The 17,023-nt window shown below is 47.4% G+C and carries 15 protein-coding genes; 4 read left to right on the top strand and 11 right to left on the bottom strand.

Annotated features, from left to right (window positions below):
* Window positions 1-4: 4 nt before the first annotated feature.
* The 10 genes from GK108_RS10220 to GK108_RS10175 form a co-directional block, all read right to left on the bottom strand.
* Window positions 5-1,609, bottom strand: a complete 1,605-nt coding sequence (locus GK108_RS10220; RefSeq protein ID WP_246224783.1) for a DNA primase family protein — start codon at window positions 1,607-1,609, stop codon at window positions 5-7.
* A 56-nt stretch (window positions 1,610-1,665) separates the two neighbouring features.
* Entirely contained in the window at window positions 1,666-2,073 is a 408-nt protein-coding gene (locus GK108_RS10215; RefSeq protein WP_163946801.1) for a VRR-NUC domain-containing protein, read from the bottom strand.
* Window positions 2,074-2,095: 22 nt separating this feature from the next.
* Window positions 2,096-2,467 (bottom strand): helix-turn-helix domain-containing protein, encoded by a 372-nt coding sequence (locus tag GK108_RS10210; RefSeq protein WP_163946799.1) that lies wholly within the window; start codon window positions 2,465-2,467, stop codon window positions 2,096-2,098.
* A 102-nt stretch (window positions 2,468-2,569) separates the two neighbouring features.
* Window positions 2,570-3,505 (bottom strand): hypothetical protein, encoded by a 936-nt coding sequence (locus tag GK108_RS10205; RefSeq protein ID WP_163946798.1) that lies wholly within the window; start codon window positions 3,503-3,505, stop codon window positions 2,570-2,572.
* Between the two features lie 22 nt (window positions 3,506-3,527).
* The gene (locus GK108_RS10200) at window positions 3,528-4,640 is read right to left on the bottom strand and encodes a site-specific integrase (protein ID WP_163946795.1); all 1,113 of its coding nucleotides are present in this window, start codon (window positions 4,638-4,640) and stop codon (window positions 3,528-3,530) included.
* A 2-nt stretch (window positions 4,641-4,642) separates the two neighbouring features.
* Complete coding sequence (locus GK108_RS10195) at window positions 4,643-5,203, bottom strand: helix-turn-helix domain-containing protein (RefSeq protein ID WP_163946793.1); 561 nt, start codon at window positions 5,201-5,203, stop codon at window positions 4,643-4,645.
* Between the two features lie 242 nt (window positions 5,204-5,445).
* Window positions 5,446-6,828, bottom strand: coding sequence for a tRNA uridine-5-carboxymethylaminomethyl(34) synthesis GTPase MnmE (gene mnmE, locus GK108_RS10190; protein ID WP_163946789.1), 1,383 nt, complete (start codon window positions 6,826-6,828; stop codon window positions 5,446-5,448).
* Window positions 6,829-6,882: 54 nt separating this feature from the next.
* Complete coding sequence (locus tag GK108_RS10185; protein ID WP_163946786.1) at window positions 6,883-7,911, bottom strand: oxygenase MpaB family protein; 1,029 nt, start codon at window positions 7,909-7,911, stop codon at window positions 6,883-6,885.
* A 74-nt stretch (window positions 7,912-7,985) separates the two neighbouring features.
* A complete protein-coding gene (locus GK108_RS10180) occupies window positions 7,986-8,747 on the bottom strand; it encodes an MBL fold metallo-hydrolase (protein ID WP_163947016.1) in 762 nt (253 codons plus the stop codon).
* Between the two features lie 99 nt (window positions 8,748-8,846).
* A complete protein-coding gene (locus GK108_RS10175; protein ID WP_163946783.1) occupies window positions 8,847-9,227 on the bottom strand; it encodes a response regulator in 381 nt (126 codons plus the stop codon).
* 349 nt (window positions 9,228-9,576) lie between these two features.
* Between GK108_RS10175 and GK108_RS10170 the strand changes: the two genes are divergently transcribed.
* Complete coding sequence (locus GK108_RS10170; protein ID WP_163946780.1) at window positions 9,577-10,014, top strand: WapI family immunity protein; 438 nt, start codon at window positions 9,577-9,579, stop codon at window positions 10,012-10,014.
* 104 nt (window positions 10,015-10,118) lie between these two features.
* Here the strand turns inward: GK108_RS10170 and GK108_RS10165 are convergent, their stop codons facing one another.
* Window positions 10,119-13,823, bottom strand: coding sequence for a PAS domain S-box protein (locus tag GK108_RS10165; protein ID WP_163946777.1), 3,705 nt, complete (start codon window positions 13,821-13,823; stop codon window positions 10,119-10,121).
* Between the two features lie 313 nt (window positions 13,824-14,136).
* Between GK108_RS10165 and GK108_RS10160 the strand changes: the two genes are divergently transcribed.
* From GK108_RS10160 to GK108_RS31150, 3 genes are read left to right on the top strand one after another with little or no spacing between them, the layout of a single operon-like run.
* Window positions 14,137-14,472, top strand: a complete 336-nt coding sequence (locus GK108_RS10160) for a PKD domain-containing protein (protein WP_163946773.1) — start codon at window positions 14,137-14,139, stop codon at window positions 14,470-14,472.
* A gap of 6 nt (window positions 14,473-14,478) precedes the next feature.
* Window positions 14,479-15,402: a hypothetical protein gene (locus GK108_RS10155; RefSeq protein ID WP_163946770.1), complete on the top strand. Its 924-nt coding sequence runs from the start codon at window positions 14,479-14,481 to the stop codon at window positions 15,400-15,402.
* 8 nt (window positions 15,403-15,410) lie between these two features.
* The gene (locus GK108_RS31150) at window positions 15,411-16,991 is read left to right on the top strand and encodes a hypothetical protein (RefSeq protein ID WP_212592769.1); all 1,581 of its coding nucleotides are present in this window, start codon (window positions 15,411-15,413) and stop codon (window positions 16,989-16,991) included.
* Window positions 16,992-17,023 lie beyond the last annotated feature (32 nt).

Genomic DNA, 17,023 nt, shown 5'->3' with positions numbered 1-17,023 from the left:
TTTTTTAGCTCGTTTTAACTGCCCGAACGACATAGACTACCTTCCCGACATTTTTCTCATCGACTCGGAAACCATAGCTTTCCAGTCGCTTTCTAAAGTTGAGTTTCTTGACAGGTCGATAGCCATCTTCAGCACAGAAGGACTTATACTCTCGATACAATTCCTGTAGGGTTGTATATCGATCCAGATCAGCTTGATAAGCGTTTTCATCTATAAACAGGCGAGCTGTATCCGATTGACTACGATAAACTTCTAATTGATGGCGTACCGCAGCTGGATCGGTAAAGCGTCCTTGGGCCAGTAGTCGTCGCAATCCAGCCAATACCCAGTTAAACACGCCTGGTAATTCGTTAGCAATAATTTTAGCGGCTAGTTGTTTATCCTGTTCATGATCAGGAATGGTGACGGTAAACGGTACGATCAGAAAGCGTCTGAAATAAGCATGGGAGTGCTCAGGAGCAGCTGGTAGCTCATTGGTGTTGGCCAACAGCTTCGCATAGTCAGTCATCGTAAATGCCTGCCCATACAATAGACGAGCTTCTACAGGCTCCCCTGAAGCCAGTGCCTTAAAAACCGTAGATTCTAAATTACCTGATATTTCGCTGGCGTAGTTGAGTAACTTGTTAGCAATCTGAGCCCGATAAGCAGGCTCAGTGGTCAGTTTTTCGAACGAGTAATTACTAACGTTTTCTGTTCCCAGTAAGCCCATAATAATCTCGAAGAAAACCGATTTGCCATTGGCTCCTGACCCATAGAGCAGCATGGCTTTCTCCATTTTTAGCTGTGAGGGCGATACAAACACATAGCCGATGTATTCCGCCAGGAGTTTTTGACAATCCAAGTCGGGCTGCACCTTGTTGAGGAATTTCTCAAATAATGGGGCTTTCGCATCAGCGTCGTAAGAGAATTGTAGCTGGTGGGTGAGAAAGTCAGCCGCCTGAGGTTCGCAAAGTTGCTGGCCGTCGGGACCGAATTTAAATGTCCCATTTAAGAGATTGATCTTGATTACGTCCCGACTAATGGCAGGTGCGGGCAGATAAGCGGTTTCACTGAACTGGTCGAATAGCTTTTTGGTAAAGTCCACTGATCTTGCCATCAACCATTTAATACCCATCTGTTCAGCAGCTTGCCCCAGGAACCGTCGCAAGTCATCTTTGTCCACAACGCGCCAAAAAGCCCCATTAAAGAGATAAAAAAATGCGAATCGTCGGCATAGGCTCCAGTGATTGCGCCGGGCTATTGTTAGTACCTGCTCAGCTACCAAGACAAGATGATCGCTGACTTTAAGTTTAGTCTCCTCGTCCCTAGCGTCCAGCTTTGCCAACATTCGAAAGTCAACTTCTGTGATCTGTTTGAGTAGATTGGCCATTAGCTGCTCATGTGATATAGGCTCTACTAGCTTTTCTGTCTGTTGACTCTGTTGCTGCTTTGCTTCTTTAAATGCTTGCTTAATTCCATTTAAAACATTAACCTGAGTCTGGTTGCTTAAATCTGGCTTGACATGCTGACCTTCTGACATTTTTGAATCATCTGCATAGGGAAAACGGACAGGAATCGATTGGGTACCCGTTTGGCTATCAGCCTTTAAAATCGTATCTTCGTTCGTCATAAATGGGAATTTTTACGGGTAGCTGGCGGGGGCCGACTACCCGTTTTTGTGGTAGATCAAGCGAAGGGGGCTGTTTGAAACTCTTTTTGAAACCAGTCGTAGAAGCCTTGAAAATCGCCAGCGACAAACACGGAAGCTCCTGCATTTTCGAGATCATTGATAGCCTCACGCTGCTCCTCTGAAAGGCGGTCTTTACCTACCTTGACTTCAATGAAAACAGATCGCCCATCGACTACGGCCATCACATCTGGCAGACCGCTCCGTTGTCGTGAAGGGACATATTTTTGCAAGTCGGCCCTGAAAGTGCCAGTGCTGGCTAGCCTGGTGGCGAAGAAGCCGGAGAGATTAAGATAATCGACAACCGCTGTTGTGAGATCGTTTGCGGACTTATCGGTGTAACGGGACTTAACCAGAGCAAAGCGGGGAACATTGGCGTATTTGATAGCCTTTTGCTGATCAGCCAATTGATTGAGTTCAGAAAGAGCATTACACACGACTGCCTCCTTTCTTACCTCGAGTGAAAGATGTTTTATGCTGGTCAGCTAATCCAGAAATTTCATTAGCCGTCTTTGATTTTTTTGTGGCTAACCAAAGATCAATATCAGACTGAAAAAAGATCAGCTTTTTACCCCTACGCCCGAATGGTATTTCTCTTCGCTGTACTAATCCGTAGACAGTTGTTACAGCAGGCTTATCTGGCAGATATTCACATAATTCATGAATATCAAAGTGCAGAGGTTTTAAGGTCTGATTTCCCTCAGACTGAGATCGCAGTAAATTAGATAAATCATCTAACTTTCGGCCTAATTGATATACATAGGCAGGAAGTTGTTCGAAAGTTAATGGTATACTTTCCATTGCTCAATGACATTTAATTATGTTGAGCAATGTTATAACTTTATTCTATGCAGTAATTTTAACGAGTAACCTAAGTAAATAATGGAGTAAGAAAAGTAGTAATTATTTTAACTTCCAAGTCTGGCCACTATTTTTTGACTTAGCAAAGTTCTCTTTTACTTCATCAAAAGAGAATCCTTCAAAGTTATTAATCAATAACTTTATATACTCATCTCTAATATTAGGCCGGTCGTCTATTATCTCCCTTCCAGAGGTGCACTTTTCATAGAACTCATAAAATATTCTAATAAAATTCCACTTTCCTCCATTCCCGTAATTTGCGTTTAATTTAGGGAGATCCGTATTTAAAAAGGCTCGCCTTATAAAATGGTCTATTTCATTTTCTGTCAAAATTAGCTCACCTTGTTTATTTTGTCTTTTAGATAGTTGCATAAACCATTTCTCAACATCACGCATTGGCATATTATTGAATTGATTAATAGTTGTCTCAGTCTGTAATTCTTTAATATGAATCGTTTCAGGAATCAAACGATTCATATAGCTATGTATACTATAAGCAGTAATTCTCACAAATGTCATTTTGTCAATTATATGAAATATATCCCACGAACTTCCACTATATGTTTCACGGACACATTTGGTATAATAAGCCCATCTTTCTATAAGATCTCTCAACTTAATAATCCGAGCTATTAAATCATGAATCATTAAATGAAATAACTCACGTTGCCCAATGCTATCTATATTAATATTCTTTATCCTTAATACGGTCAAAATGCTTGTATTTAATGCTAATTCCATTAATTCATCACAGCAATGAGCTTGATTAGTAGATTTATATTTAAATATTAAAGCGTCTACCTCACAGGGCATTAGCTGCTCATCTCCATCCTTCAGTTGATTTAATGTTTTATAATGTATCACTGGGCAAATAGTTAGGATATTAAGAATAGATTGCTCAGTCAAATCACTTACTTTAATCAAATATTCATCAGCTCTTTTAGAAGCATCTAACTCATAATCTTCCAACTTTCCCATTACACTTATATTTAATCTTAGTTTATAGCTTTATTTTATCAGCAGCTTCCCGTTTCGATTGGTCAATAATCTTGGCGTAAATCTGAGTGGTTTTCAACTCTCTGTGGCCAAGCATTTTGGAGACGGTATAGATATCCGTACCCAGTGATAATTGCAGCGTCGCATACGTATGGCGGAAACTATGGAAGGTAATTGGCTTGGTAATACCCGCCTCCTTTACCCACTGCTTCAGGACTTTATTCCAGTAAGCCGAATAGGTTAAGCCCGGTAAGATCAACTGACTATCCCCTAGCCGATCTCCTAATAGGCCAACCGCCTGTTCGGAGATCGGCAGTACTTCAGTCCCCTTAGTCTTTCGCTGGGTAAAATGGATATAATAGCCGTTATTTTTATCGTGCCGAATCTGATTCCAGGTCAGGGATTCAATATCCGAATACCGTAACCCAGTCAGTGCCGAGAACAAAGCAGCCTGTTTAAGCACTGGCAACTGGGGTAGATCTGTTTTGGCCAGTAATTGCAGCTCCTCCAGCGTGAGGTATTCCCGGTGCGTTTCCTGTGTCTTTATAGCCTCTACCCTGCTTCCTAAATCCGTACTGATCAAACCATCTTTGTAGGCCTGTTTAAGGGCGGCTTTGAACTTATTGAAATACCCAACTGCTGAATTGGTTGCTAATGGCTCTCCAGTACGCTGACTAGGCGCGGTAATCATATAAGCTCGAAAATCCCGACACTTTTTCAGCGTTAAATCCGATAGCTTTAGCGACCCACCGGTAAAGTCACGTAGATAATGCAGAGCACTCTCCCACCCCTCTTTGTTACTGCCGGTTCGGCTAGTAGTTAGGCTTTCACAATACGCCACAAAACAGGTATTCTGAATTTTCTTTGACAGAAACCCATACGCACCGGACTGCACCTCGATCTGCCGCTTTGCCCGAATCGTTTCTGCTAAAGCCAGCGTTTCACTATTTTGCTGTTTATCAGCTGGCGTTTTTGGTCGGTTAAACAGATACATCCCCAAAAACTCCCGCCTGGTTGACTTACCAGTATCTGGATGAGGTATAGCTGGATAGTAGTCCAGATACAGACTGGTCCGGCCATCCGTTATCGGCTTTTTTCTAAGCTTGACCTTTATCATGGTTATTCTTCAGGAGTGGCTAGTAGCTGATCAATTCGGGATTTAGGTACATAGGCATAAATACCGCTGTACTGCTTGGGAATCTCATTGCGCCTGATGAGTTCGTAGAGTGCCTTATCGGAAATGCTGTATTTCTGCTGGATCTCTTTCATGGTATAGCATTCAGCGAGTGGTACTGGCTCTACCCGCGCCTTTTCTAGTAGCTCGGCTGGGCGATCAAACAGTCGATCAATATCAGAACGTCTAATGACGGTTCTTCGATTTAATTTGACGAATGGCAGTTCCCCCCTTTCATTAAGCCGGTAAAGACTACGGCGGCTAATACGGACAAGTCTGGCTGATTCCTCAACGGTCAGGAACTCATATTGCCGCAAATCCTCGATAGGTTTCGTTTTCTCTTCCTTAACCTGATTGGTACTGATCTCAATTTTAGCGCTCCGCTGACGGGCTTTATAGGCTCGTTTCGCGCAGGCATCACTACAGGTTTTTGTCACTGTCGTGCGTGCTTCAAATTCTTTTCCGCACTGCTGACAGATGCGCATGATCCGAATATTAGAACTCATTGTGCCAATCAGATTTAGCAGTTGTCATAGAGTGCACAATCGTGTCAGTTTGTGCCATCATTTCACCTAAAAAACGGAACTCTATAGAAATTCCGCTCTTAAGGTACATCGAAGGTACAAATCTTTACGTAACAAACCAATACTATTACTTAGTAAACAGATAGTATTATGCACAAAAAAAGCCCATTTTAGGGCTTTATATACTATATTCAAGTATGTTAATATTGGGTTGTTAAGTACGATTACTTTCCGATGCAGAACTTACTGAAGATGGAGTCCAGCAGATCATCGGTGGTAATTTCTCCCGTCAGTTCCCCTAAATGCTGGAGCGCTACGCGTAAATCCATCGCCAGCCAGTCGGGCGTAACGCCCGAATCAAGCCCGTCGATGGCTTGTGCCAGGGCATTGTCGGTACCCGTCAGGTGAGCATAATGGCGGGAATTGGTCACGACCGCACTACCTGTCTGAACGGCCGCATCCAGTCGTACCCGCGCCGACAGAGCCGACTTCAGCTCGTCCAGGTGTGTATGGCGAGCGGCCGAAATCCAGACTACTTTTTCATCAGCAATCGCTTCCAGCGTTTGCCGGGTCTCGTCGCTAATCGCATCCAGCTTATTCCCCACCAGGATATAAGGCTTACCCGATGCGCGTATTTCGTTGATAGCCAGCTGAAATTCGTCGGGCTGGCTGTTACGTCCATCGAACAGATAAATCACCAGTGCAGCATCCCGCATTTTCTGCTGCGTCCGCTCGATACCAATGGCTTCGATCTGATCGGTAGCCTGCCGGAGCCCGGCCGTATCGATCAACCGAAACCGAATACCTTCGATAAATAACTCATCTTCAATCACATCGCGGGTAGTGCCGGGGATATCAGATACAATCGCTTTTTCTTCGTTCAGCAACGCATTGAGCAACGTCGATTTACCCGCATTCGGTTTACCCACAATAACCGTCGGCACACCATTTTTTATGGCATTACCCGTTGAAAAAGAGTCGATCAACGGATGAAGCACCCGCCGAATGGTCAGCATAAGCTGCCGTAGCTGATCACGGTGAGCGAACTCAACGTCTTCTTCACCAAAATCCAGCTCAAGCTCAACCAATGCCACAAAATCAATCAGTTGCTGACGTAGTTCTTTCAACTGTTTTGAAAAGCCGCCCCGTAACTGGGTTAGTGCCGCCCGGTGGCTGGCATCGGAATCGGACGCAATTAAATCGGCCACGGCTTCGGCCTGCACCAGATCGAACTGTCCGTTTAGAAATGCCCGTTGTGTGAACTCGCCCGGTCTGGCCAAACGTACGCCTTCGGCCATCAACCGACGTAGTATCTGCTGAATAATAAATTCAGAACCATGACAGGAAATTTCGACAACGTCTTCCTTCGTAAACGATTTGGGAGCCCGAAACACCGTAATCAGCACTTCGTCGATGATACTCCCATCGGCGTTACGTATGGTGCCGAAATGAGCCGTATGAGAGGCCTGCTCCGTCAGATTTTTACCGTAAAATAGTTGATTGGTAATCTCAATACTACGTTCTCCCGATACTCGGATAACAGCTATGGCTCCGATTCCTGGCGCCGTAGCCAGGGCAGCAATCGGCTCTAATTGATACGTTGTCAAGCGGATAAATCCTGTTTGGTGTCTACAGCCGCGCGTTCGCTCCGTTGAATCGGGTCAACTGTAAACGGAATTAGAAAAAATGGGCAACCGATTCAATACGTTAACAAATCGTTTTTCAACGGGAACCGGCGGAATGGCCAGCCAATCGGCGTATTGATCGCCCAGGAAGAAACGCATTTCACCCGCTGCGAGGTTCCGAACGGCCTCCGGCCGATCCGTTTTAGTCGACTTTTCGCCATTAGGTTGCTGAGCAATGGCATCCAGCAGCGCGCTGGTTAATCCTTTACCAGCATCGGAAGGCCTAAACTGACGTCGGACAATGGCCCGATCCAGCAGATAGGCCTGACGCAGATTTTGGGGCAGGAGTTCTTCTGCTATGCCGTTTAGATATCCCACTACGTTGAAATGATGCAGAAACCCTTCTTCTTGTTCCTCACTTAACGTAGTATCCAGTTTACGCAGACCACGTAAGACAATATAGGAAAACGCCAGATTGGTACCCGCCATATCTTCCTGATTGACAGGTAGTCCCCAATCATCCTGCCAGCGGCCCGAATGCTGAACAAACCAGCGCGCACAGGCATGAATTAGCCGGACGGTCAGCGTCCGTTGGATGGCTTTACCCGTTTCCCACTCGTTACGTGTACTCACACCAAACAGCCAGTCGCCGGTTTCCTGCAGCCGTCGGGCCGTATCCTTTTTTATCCGCTCGGTTAACCACAAAACCTGAGCGCCATTAGCCCCCAGGTAGCAATACGGCAATGAAAAGCAACCTAAAATCAGGCCAATTTGCCGGCCATGCTGTTGAAAAACAGCCATACCCAGTTTCATTTTTTCCCAATCGGCCCAAGTAGGTAGCTGGTTCTGCTCCACGAAAAAATGTCGAATAGCCTCCTGCTCCGCTACGTCGGTTTCTACATGGGTCGGCTTAATGAGCCAGCTCATGAGTTGACGAATGCCCCCTACTCCTTTTGTTTTAGCAATACTATCGATAACATGATCGGCGGGCGGATCTCCCTGTGTGCGAAAGCGTTGCAGCAGTTCGTCAGCGTAGGATCTGGCGGGCTTGATGGGAACGGACATATTCCAAGCGATGAGTGTACTGACGTAACGTTTTGCTTCAGCGATTGGTTTGTCGGGATAGCTCTGGCAGGTATTTACAATTGAATCCGCAACCCGTCGTAGCCAAGTCGGATATGGTCGGGAAGTTCTTTTTCAACTTCCCGGTGTAAGCCCAGTTTATGACTGATGTGGGTAAAGTACGTTCGTGGAGCACCAATCTGATTGGCCAGTGCAATGGCCTGATCCAACGTAAAATGGGAAATGTGTGGTTGGCGTTGCAAGGCATCCAGCACCAACACTTTGGTACCATAGACCTTTTCCAGCTCTTGTTCTTCAATAAAGTTCAGATCGGTCAGATACGTAAAATCGCCGACCCGGAAGCCAAATACAGGAAGCTTATGGTGCAATACGTCGATGGGCGTAAACCGGATACCCAGGACCTCAAAGGATTCATTATCAATCTCGATGGGCGTAACGCGGGGAATACCAGGGTATTTTGTTTCAGCAAAAATGTAGGCAAACTCCCGCTCCAGCTGCTTCAGTACCGGCAACCGGCCATAAATTGGCATATCCTGCCCCGACCGGAAATTGAAAGCCCGTACCTCGTCGAGACCAGCCGTATGGTCTTTATGCTCGTGAGTAAATAACACCGCATCGAGCTGCTTCAGATCAAGGCGAAGCATCTGCTGGCGAAAGTCCGGGCCCGTATCAATCACAAAGCTACGGCCCTCTATCGCAATATGTATAGACGAACGGAGTCGTTTATCACGAAAGTCCATCGATCGGCAAACATCACATTCGCAGCCAATTAATGGTACTCCCGACGACGTTCCTGTTCCGAGCAGGGTGATGAGCATACTGGTTGATGAATCGAATGACCGGACCGCCGGTGCGGTGAAGGTAGTGCCCACGGCTATTCGCTCATTCACCGCACCGGTGGTCCGGTCATTCAAGCATTATTTGTCGGTAAGTTGATTAACAACTTCAACTAACCGGTCGAAGTTGAGCGGTTTTACCAGAACATCATTAAAACCGGCGGTTTTGAATTCTTCTTCGGTATAATTCTTGGCATTGCCCGTGATCGCCACAATAGGTACATTAGCCTTTGTAGAATCTGGTAAAGCCCGAACGCGCCGGACACACTCCATACCATCCATTATTGGCATATTGATATCTAACAGCAGAATGCTGAAATCCTCTTTCTCCAGGATTTGCAGTACTTGCTCGCCATTCTTCACAGCGGTGATATCGTAGTGCTGGAACTCAAGAATTTTACGGGCCAGATTCTGGATAACGGAGCTATCTTCGGCAATCAGGACGCGTTTGGAAGCTGACATAGGGCTTGGAAATCGTGTTATGTTTAGCGTGGTGAAATTAGCATTTTATCTGCAAACGCAAAAAGAGCTTTTCCCCCGTATACTATAATAGACAAAGCTTACCTGAATATACTCACCCGGTTAGCCCTGTTAACACGAAGTTCTATCTGGAAAAATTACAGCAACATAGTATAACAATCCAAAATTTTCCGTACTTTTAATATCCATTCATTGATCAGCATCCGGATTTCGCGCTACGTTCCGTTTTAGCTCCTCTCCGTTCCCGTAAGCTAAAACGGCAATAATTTTATCTATCCGCACCAATCGCTCCATCAGATTTCTATTGTTTCACCCTCAGTTTATCTGACCTATGAAGCTGACTGGCCCCGATGGCATTTTTGAGCTGAACATTCTGGATTATGAATGTAGCGACTCGCCCTATTTTATGGATCGCAATTGGCTTATCGTGAGTTTAAAAACGAACTATGAGCAGCATGATTATGTCCGTACCGCTTCGATCCTGTCGACCTGGGAGCTTGAATTATTGCTGAAGTGGATGCGATCGGTTGCCGACAATCATGAACTATCACCGAAATTATCGTTCGTTGACCCGGCCCTTGGCTTCAGCAACATGTCGCCCGGCCAGAATGATTACCACTTCCGAATAAAACTTAGTTCTGATGCGCTCCCTAACTGGAAGCGGGATCGAACTCCGTTTTATTTCCGCGTAGCCCCCGATAAAAGCGAACTCCAAAAAGCAATCGTTGATCTGGAAAAACAGCTGAATCGCTTCCCGATTAGGGAGTGAGGGACGTTCAGAGTTTATAGTTTATAGTTTATAGTTTATAGTTTATAGTTTATAGTGGCTGACGCGTCAGTAATTATCTGGCGTCAGCCACTATAAACCATAAACTATTTTTTCACCTCCTGCAGAAAAGCATCGAACTCCTGCTCCAATGCCTGTAGAGCTTCGCCCAGGCCGCTGGTATCGTTTACTTTCAGTTTCCCTTCGGCAGTACGGGCAATATCAGCTACGCGGGCTACACCAATTGTACCGGCGCTTCCTTTGAGGGTATGCAGATGACTTTTCACCGTGGGTATATCGCCCAGTGCATACGCATCCACCGAGCCTTTCACCAGGTCAGATGCCTCCACCACAAACTCTTCCATGATACTATCGACCAGCTCCTGGCCGCCAATATCGCGCAGTTGCCCTACGATTTCCGCATCAATAACGGGAAGCGATGGCTCGGCCAACGTAGCAATGGGCTTCGGTTGCTGAGCCGCAATTGCCTGCTGCCTGGATCGGCTGGCATCAGCAATTTCCTTCACTTTCGCGATCAGACTTTGTGCCCGTATGGGCTTGGCTATATAATCGTCTAACCCCTGACTGATGAACCGTTCCCGATCTTCGCGCATGGAGTAGGCTGTCATGGCCACGATGGTCGGTAAACTTTTGCCAAACTTTTCCCGCAGGTTCCGGGTCGTTTCTACGCCGTCCATGTCCGGCATCTGAATGTCCATAAAAATGACATCAAATCCGGCAAACTCCCCGCTACGTTTACTTTCTTCCGCTTTCTCTACTTCCCGAATGGCGGCAGGTCCGCTATCGGCCGTTGTGACGACACAACCTGCTTTCCGGAGAATTTCGCTCGCGACTTTCCGGTTAACAGCATTATCATCAACGAGCAGTACGTTCGGATGGTAGTCGCTGAAGAAATTGGCCAGCGCAATCTCGGCCACTTCGGTCGTCTGGGGTGTTGGACTAATGGCTGTTTCTTTCAGTTCGATCGTAAACCAGAACGTACTGCCCGAACCAACCTCCGACTCCACACCGACCTCTCCTTTCATCAGGTGAGCGAGTTCTTTTGAAATCGCCAGACCCAGCCCCGTTCCCCCGAACGATTTCCGCGACGACGTATCAACCTGGCTGAATGAGTTGAACAACAGATTGATATTTTCGGGCGAAATGCCAATACCTGAATCCTTTACGTCGACCCGAATTCGGTTGAATTTCCCACGCTTACTAATCAGCGATGCGTTCACCTGTACCGTACCGTTTTCGGTAAACTTGATCGCATTCGATGTCAGATTCGACAGAATTTGCAGCAATCGGGTCTGATCGGCAATCACGAACGTTGGCAAGTCTGGACTAATATGATACGTTAACTGGTTATTTTTAGAATTCGCCTGCTGCCCAAATAAGGCTATGAGCTTTTCAAAGATTTCCTGAAACGCTACCGGCGACTCGTGGAGCACCATTTTCCCGGCCTCGATTTTTGACAGATCGAGAATGTCGTTCAGGATATTCAGTAGCGTTTCCGAGGAGCGTTTAATGGTTTTAACGTAACTACGTTGTTCCTCATCGAGCCGGGTGTCGTTCAGGAGGTCTATCATGCCGATAACTCCGTTCATTGGTGTCCGAATTTCGTGGCTCATATTGGCCAGGAAGCGCTCTTTCACTTTTAGCGAACGTTCCGCTTCATCGCGGGCTTTCACCAGCTCGGCCGCCTGCCGTTTTAGTTCGGTGATGTCGCGGGCCAGCACAGCCACCACCGAATACTCGCCCTGTTCATCTTTCAGCAACAGCATATTGAACATAAACTGCCGCTCCGTACCATCTTTCCGACGCATACTCACTTCGAAATTGCGCAGGCTGTGGGTACGGCCAAGCTTGAACATGGCGTGATGAATGACACTCTTATCGACAACGAACTGGATGGCATCCTGCCCCAGTACTTCTTCGGGCGTGTAGCCCATTCGTTTGAAAACCGACGGACTGACCATGGTGATACGTCCCTTTCGATCCACCCGAACATAAATATCCTGCAGGTTCTCGAATATACCCCGGAACTTCTCTTCACTCTGCCGGGTCGCAATTTCAGCCCGTTTACGGTTGGTGATATCGCGGGCTATGCCCGATACTTCCTCAATGACGCCACCCGCCAGCAAAATCGGGTTCAAATGAAACTCCAGGTACGTTTCGCCCCGAATGGTTTCAAAGTGAAGCTCAAAGTTTTGCGGGAATCCGCGAAACGCCTGCCGGTATTTTTCGGCCAGCAGTTTGCGGTTTTCCTCCCCGATCATCTGCCAGCCCAGTTTCGGAACGCTGGCCTGGATGGTAGGGCTCATATCCAGCTGATACTCAATCAGTCGGGTATAGTTTTTATTGAACGAGGTAAGCTGTAATGCCTTGTTGATCGACCAGATCAGGTACGTACTACTATCAAAAATAGCGTTCAGCCGGGCATTTTGCTTATCGAGAGCGGCCTCCGACTGCTTACGGGCAATGGCCAGTGCCACCTGTCCCGAAATAAACTCCAGAAGCTCCAGATCGCGAGGACCGTAGATATGCGGATCATCGTAGGACTTAACCCCAATGATCCCGGTAATTTCATCCCCGATTCGTAACGGTGCCGTCAGCATCACCTGTGGCTGAAGCTGACCATAGAGGTCAATCTTATGCTCTTCGGCCAGTCGACGAATGTCTTTCTCGTAAAGGAACAGGGGTTTATTGGCATGAATCGTATACTCGGTCAGCCCATTCCCGATTTTACGTTTCGTGAAACGCATATTCCCGCCGAAATACTCATCGACGTAGTACGGAAACGACAGATAGGTTTTGCTGGGGTCATAAAGCGCAATGAAGAAGTTGCGGGCATCGATGATGTTGCCCAGCTCTTCATGAATTTTATGATAAAACTCGTCCAGATTGGTCGTATTGATCGTCCAGTTGGCAATGCTGTAATAGAGTTTCTGCGATTTTTCGGCGCGAATCCGGCCGGTTGTATCGTGCAGAATGCATCGGAAAGCAGTAGGCCGACCATTATCGAATCGACAATTGACGCTTCCCGACAGGAAGATTGTCTTCCCCGCTTTGGTTCGGAAAACAGTTTCGAAATACGGCAGTTTGTCGCCATTCTGAATTCGTTGCAGCAGCGATAACGTACTGTCGGCATAATCGGGATGTAACACGTCGCGCAGGTTCAGCGCGGCAATTTCATCCGAACCATACCCCAGCGAATCGCGCCAGGCCCGGTTTACGAAAATGAATTTACCATCCAGCGTAAGCAGTTGAATCAGATCGGACGTATTATCGACCAAATCCTGCAACTGCGCATTGGTGTTCGACAGCGCCGACGCCACCCGTCTTTTGTTGGTAACATCTTCGCCAATAAGCGTAAACGACGCTACGTCCGACTGATCGGCGTTCTCTTCTGACGGATTGATAACAAACGAGTTGAGCTGAACATTACGGACAGCACCACTACGTGTCAGTAAACTGATTTCCTTTGTTTCGGGCGTTCCCCGTTTGCTAAGCGCTTCTTCGAACTCCATCTCCAGGCGGGCCCGGTCGGAGGCAGGGATAAACACATCGAAGAAATTGTTACCAACAATATCGGACGGTTGCCAGGCTGTAACGCGGTAGGTGTATGGGTTTACGTAGCTTAGCGTACCATCGTGCGCTACCGTAACCCCAATCATATTCAGTTGATCGAGCGTCTGGCGTACATCGGTATGCGACACCGCATCAGCCGTTGTGGCCCCGTCGCGTTCGTGATGCAGCCGCTGAATTTCGGCTACTAATTCATCTTTAGTTTTTGCGGACCAGCGCATAATACAAAGTCAGTGAGTGATCGATTGGCAAGATAGGCATTCACTTATCCTACTCTCTAAATTTAAAAAAATTATTGTTTTTCGACAAAGTCCGAACGCGTTGACCCGCAGGACAGGCCTATTTTTTTGACAGGATTTACAGGAATCAGTTTGTAGAATAATCCTGTTTTACCCGGTAAATCCTGTCAAAAAAAGAGGTTGCCTCTGGTTAAACAGAACATGTCCTGTATCCAAACCTCCAGACCGATTTATCAGTCAAACGGCCATCCATTCCCATAATATTGCTTAATTTGCTCTGAATCCATCGAAACTCATGATAAAACGGTCCGTTTGGGGGTTGTTGCTTCTTGTCGTAACAGGATGTGAACCTTTTGATTTAGAGCGAAAAAGCTTCCCAGTCTGTGTTAAGCCCCAGGCAGGTATTGGTTTCACATCGGATCAGCTCGATGTAACTTTTTTTCTGGAGAATCCGCAGGGCGACATTGGTGCTATTGGCTGGGATGCGGGCGATGGCAAAAGTATAAACCGCTCAGGAACGCGTGTAACCTACAATTACGACAAAGCCGGTACATATACCGTTACGCTTGTCCTTGTCAATAAATGCGACGATACGTTTAGGGTCACTCGCCAAATTACTGTCAGTAACTGATTTATTATGCGCCTGCTTCTTTCGTTCATCCTCTGCCTTTACCTGTATTTCCCCAGCTTTGGGCAGGAGCGCGTTCGTAATATTCGGTTACGAGCACTCGATTCGGCTAATCTGGAAATACGATACGACCTGGTTAACGCACGACCCGGCGATTCTATTTATTTCGATGTTCGTAGCCGCGTCCGTGGATCATTACAAATTCTGCCTCAATTTGTTCGGGGCGATGTGGGCATGCGCGTAGTGGCTGGTTCTGACCGCCGAATTATCTGGAATGCCCTTGGCAATGGCTACCCACTCAATGAAGAAATTCAGGCTATTGTCCGTGTCAAAACAGGCGTTACGCCCACCAATACGATAGCGTCATCCCCTACTCCATCTCAACCCGATACGGGATCAGACAAACCGATCCGAACGGAGTCGCCCCAACAAACACAGCCACCTCTTACGAACCCATACACTCCTCCAACGTCAACAACGCCTGTAGACCCCGCCCTTCCTTTTAGAGACCGTTATGCCGGCCCCGCCTGGGCTTTGCTGTCAGCCGTTGCCCCAGGCGTAGGCAACATTTTTGTGCAACAACCCGGACCTAAAATTGGCCTGCGTCCGTTCATTGCAGTAGGTTGTTATGGCCTGCTTGCCTACGGAATTATTGAACGGGGAAAAGCGCAGGATGCGTTTGCGATCTATGAACAACAAAAGAACGCTACGGCAGCCGAACCCTATTATGCGACTGCCAATCAGCACCACCATCGTTACTTCCTGGCCACCCGCGGTGCTTTGGTCGTGGCGGCTGCCGATGTTGTGCTGACCTTTTTAAAAGGGTTACGTAATAATCAGCTCAAAAAAGAAGCCCGACGGCTGCAATCCGTTACGGTATCGCCCGGTCTACAGTCAGGGCAGCCGACAGCCGTTTTCCGATACTCATTTTAAGAAATTACATGATGCGACTGTTATTAATAAGCGCTGCGCTGATCATGCTATCGATTAGCAGCTTAGCCCAGTCAACCCGGCGAGAACGATCGTTTATTTATTCAGTACCCAGCGAATGGCAGAAGGTTTCACTCACGCCTGCCGCTCCATCAGGCTCAACGGCGCCACGAACCACTGCCCGTCCGAATCCACAAGCCAACGTAGCGCCCCCCGAGACGGTTCAACCAACAGCCCCATCCATTCCTGCCGAATCGACGACACCCAATTCCGGCTACTCGCAACGAACACCATCCAGCGCTCCAGTAACCCGCCCTGATCCATCTTCGGCCAGAACAACGTCGCCCGATTTTCGACCTGCTTTTACCGGCGATTTTGTCACCAATCGGAACGGCTGGAAAGCGGGTAATAGTGGTGATTATCACTATCAGATTGGCCTGGGACGCTATACGATCCGCCGACGGAAAGTTTCCCACCAAATCGCCTTCAGCCACGTGGCATTACCGGCCGATATTAACCTGAATTCGGCGGATCTGTTTACGATCAAAGTAGACGTACTGGCCGATTCGGGTAAGGTACCTACGGGTGGAGTGCTGTTTGGGGTGCGCGATTCCCTGAACTTTTCGGCCTTTACCCTGAACGGCAAAGGCGAGGCTTCATTGATTCACGTTGCAAATGGACAAACGCTCGGCAACTACATGACCGGCGAATTCTTCAATCCCGGCGTACCTGTTGAACGCAACCGGAATCGCCTGACCATTCGTCGTAAGGATAATTTCCTTCACTTTTACATCAATGAACAGGAGATTCGTACTAGCCCACAACCGTTTAAACCACTGGCTGGCAACGACATCGGCGTCATTACGTCTGCCTACTGGACATCGTTCCAGAAATTTAGTGTTACGTTAGGTCCTTGGGGGAATGATGCGCCGGTTCAGTCTGCCGCTTCGGCACTCAACGATGCGCCCACACCCGACACGGCACCAATGACCAAACCTGTCGACAAGGCAGCTTCAGGCTCAACGAACTTTATTGAATCATTCGCTACTAATCAGAATCGCTGGCTAGTGGGACAAAAGAATGGCTATGACCTCGACCTCATGCAGGGGAGCTATTACATCCAGAAAACAAACCTGACGACCCCAAATCCGGCGCGGAGCTACGTAACGTTACCGCCCTCCGTCGATTTAAATAAAGCAGAGTCGTTCACTATAACGGCCGATATGATTGTTCCACCGGGCGTTCAGATTGATGGAGGCTTACTGGTGGGGGTAAAAGATGTGAATACGTTTTGTCAGTTCCGGCTGATTGGTACCAATCAGGTATCGATAAAATCACTGACGAATGGCGCTACGTTTGCCAACTACATGCCTGGCAAACCAACTCCTTCCGGCACAAGCGTCAACCGGGAACGGAATACACTGATGATCAAGAAAGAAATGAACCTGTTACACTTCTATATCAACGGGGAAGAAGTACAGGATAGCCCCCACGTTTTCCGGAAGTTCGGCGGTACTAAAATCGGATTTATTACCAGCGCCAAAACAGTCAAGTTTCAGAACTTAAAGGTTCAGACTGAAAACAAGAACTGAAAGGGTGGTTTTTGGGTGGAATGCCATATCTT

It is taken from the genome of Spirosoma terrae, assembly GCF_010435915.1.
Taxonomy (GTDB): domain Bacteria; phylum Bacteroidota; class Bacteroidia; order Cytophagales; family Spirosomataceae; genus Spirosoma; species Spirosoma terrae.
This window is presented reverse-complemented; position numbering and strand designations above follow the sequence as displayed.

What these genes read in the sequence shown, in the direction of transcription:
- GK108_RS10170 (WP_163946780.1), top strand. Translation starts at nt 9,577, where the DNA reads ATGAAGCTGACTGGCCCCGATGGCATTTTTGAGCTGAACATTCTGGAT.
- GK108_RS10200 (WP_163946795.1), bottom strand. Translation starts at nt 4,640, where the DNA reads ATGATAAAGGTCAAGCTTAGAAAAAAGCCGATAACGGATGGCCGGACC.
- GK108_RS10185 (WP_163946786.1), bottom strand. Translation starts at nt 7,911, where the DNA reads ATGTCCGTTCCCATCAAGCCCGCCAGATCCTACGCTGACGAACTGCTG.
- GK108_RS10195 (WP_163946793.1), bottom strand. Translation starts at nt 5,203, where the DNA reads ATGAGTTCTAATATTCGGATCATGCGCATCTGTCAGCAGTGCGGAAAA.
- GK108_RS10175 (WP_163946783.1), bottom strand. Translation starts at nt 9,227, where the DNA reads ATGTCAGCTTCCAAACGCGTCCTGATTGCCGAAGATAGCTCCGTTATC.
- GK108_RS10165 (WP_163946777.1), bottom strand. Translation starts at nt 13,823, where the DNA reads ATGCGCTGGTCCGCAAAAACTAAAGATGAATTAGTAGCCGAAATTCAG.
- GK108_RS10205 (WP_163946798.1), bottom strand. Translation starts at nt 3,505, where the DNA reads ATGGGAAAGTTGGAAGATTATGAGTTAGATGCTTCTAAAAGAGCTGAT.
- GK108_RS10160 (WP_163946773.1), top strand. Translation starts at nt 14,137, where the DNA reads ATGATAAAACGGTCCGTTTGGGGGTTGTTGCTTCTTGTCGTAACAGGA.
- GK108_RS10220 (WP_246224783.1), bottom strand. Translation starts at nt 1,609, where the DNA reads ATGACGAACGAAGATACGATTTTAAAGGCTGATAGCCAAACGGGTACC.
- GK108_RS31150 (WP_212592769.1), top strand. Translation starts at nt 15,411, where the DNA reads ATGATGCGACTGTTATTAATAAGCGCTGCGCTGATCATGCTATCGATT.
- GK108_RS10155 (WP_163946770.1), top strand. Translation starts at nt 14,479, where the DNA reads ATGCGCCTGCTTCTTTCGTTCATCCTCTGCCTTTACCTGTATTTCCCC.
- GK108_RS10180 (WP_163947016.1), bottom strand. Translation starts at nt 8,747, where the DNA reads ATGCTCATCACCCTGCTCGGAACAGGAACGTCGTCGGGAGTACCATTA.
- GK108_RS10210 (WP_163946799.1), bottom strand. Translation starts at nt 2,467, where the DNA reads ATGGAAAGTATACCATTAACTTTCGAACAACTTCCTGCCTATGTATAT.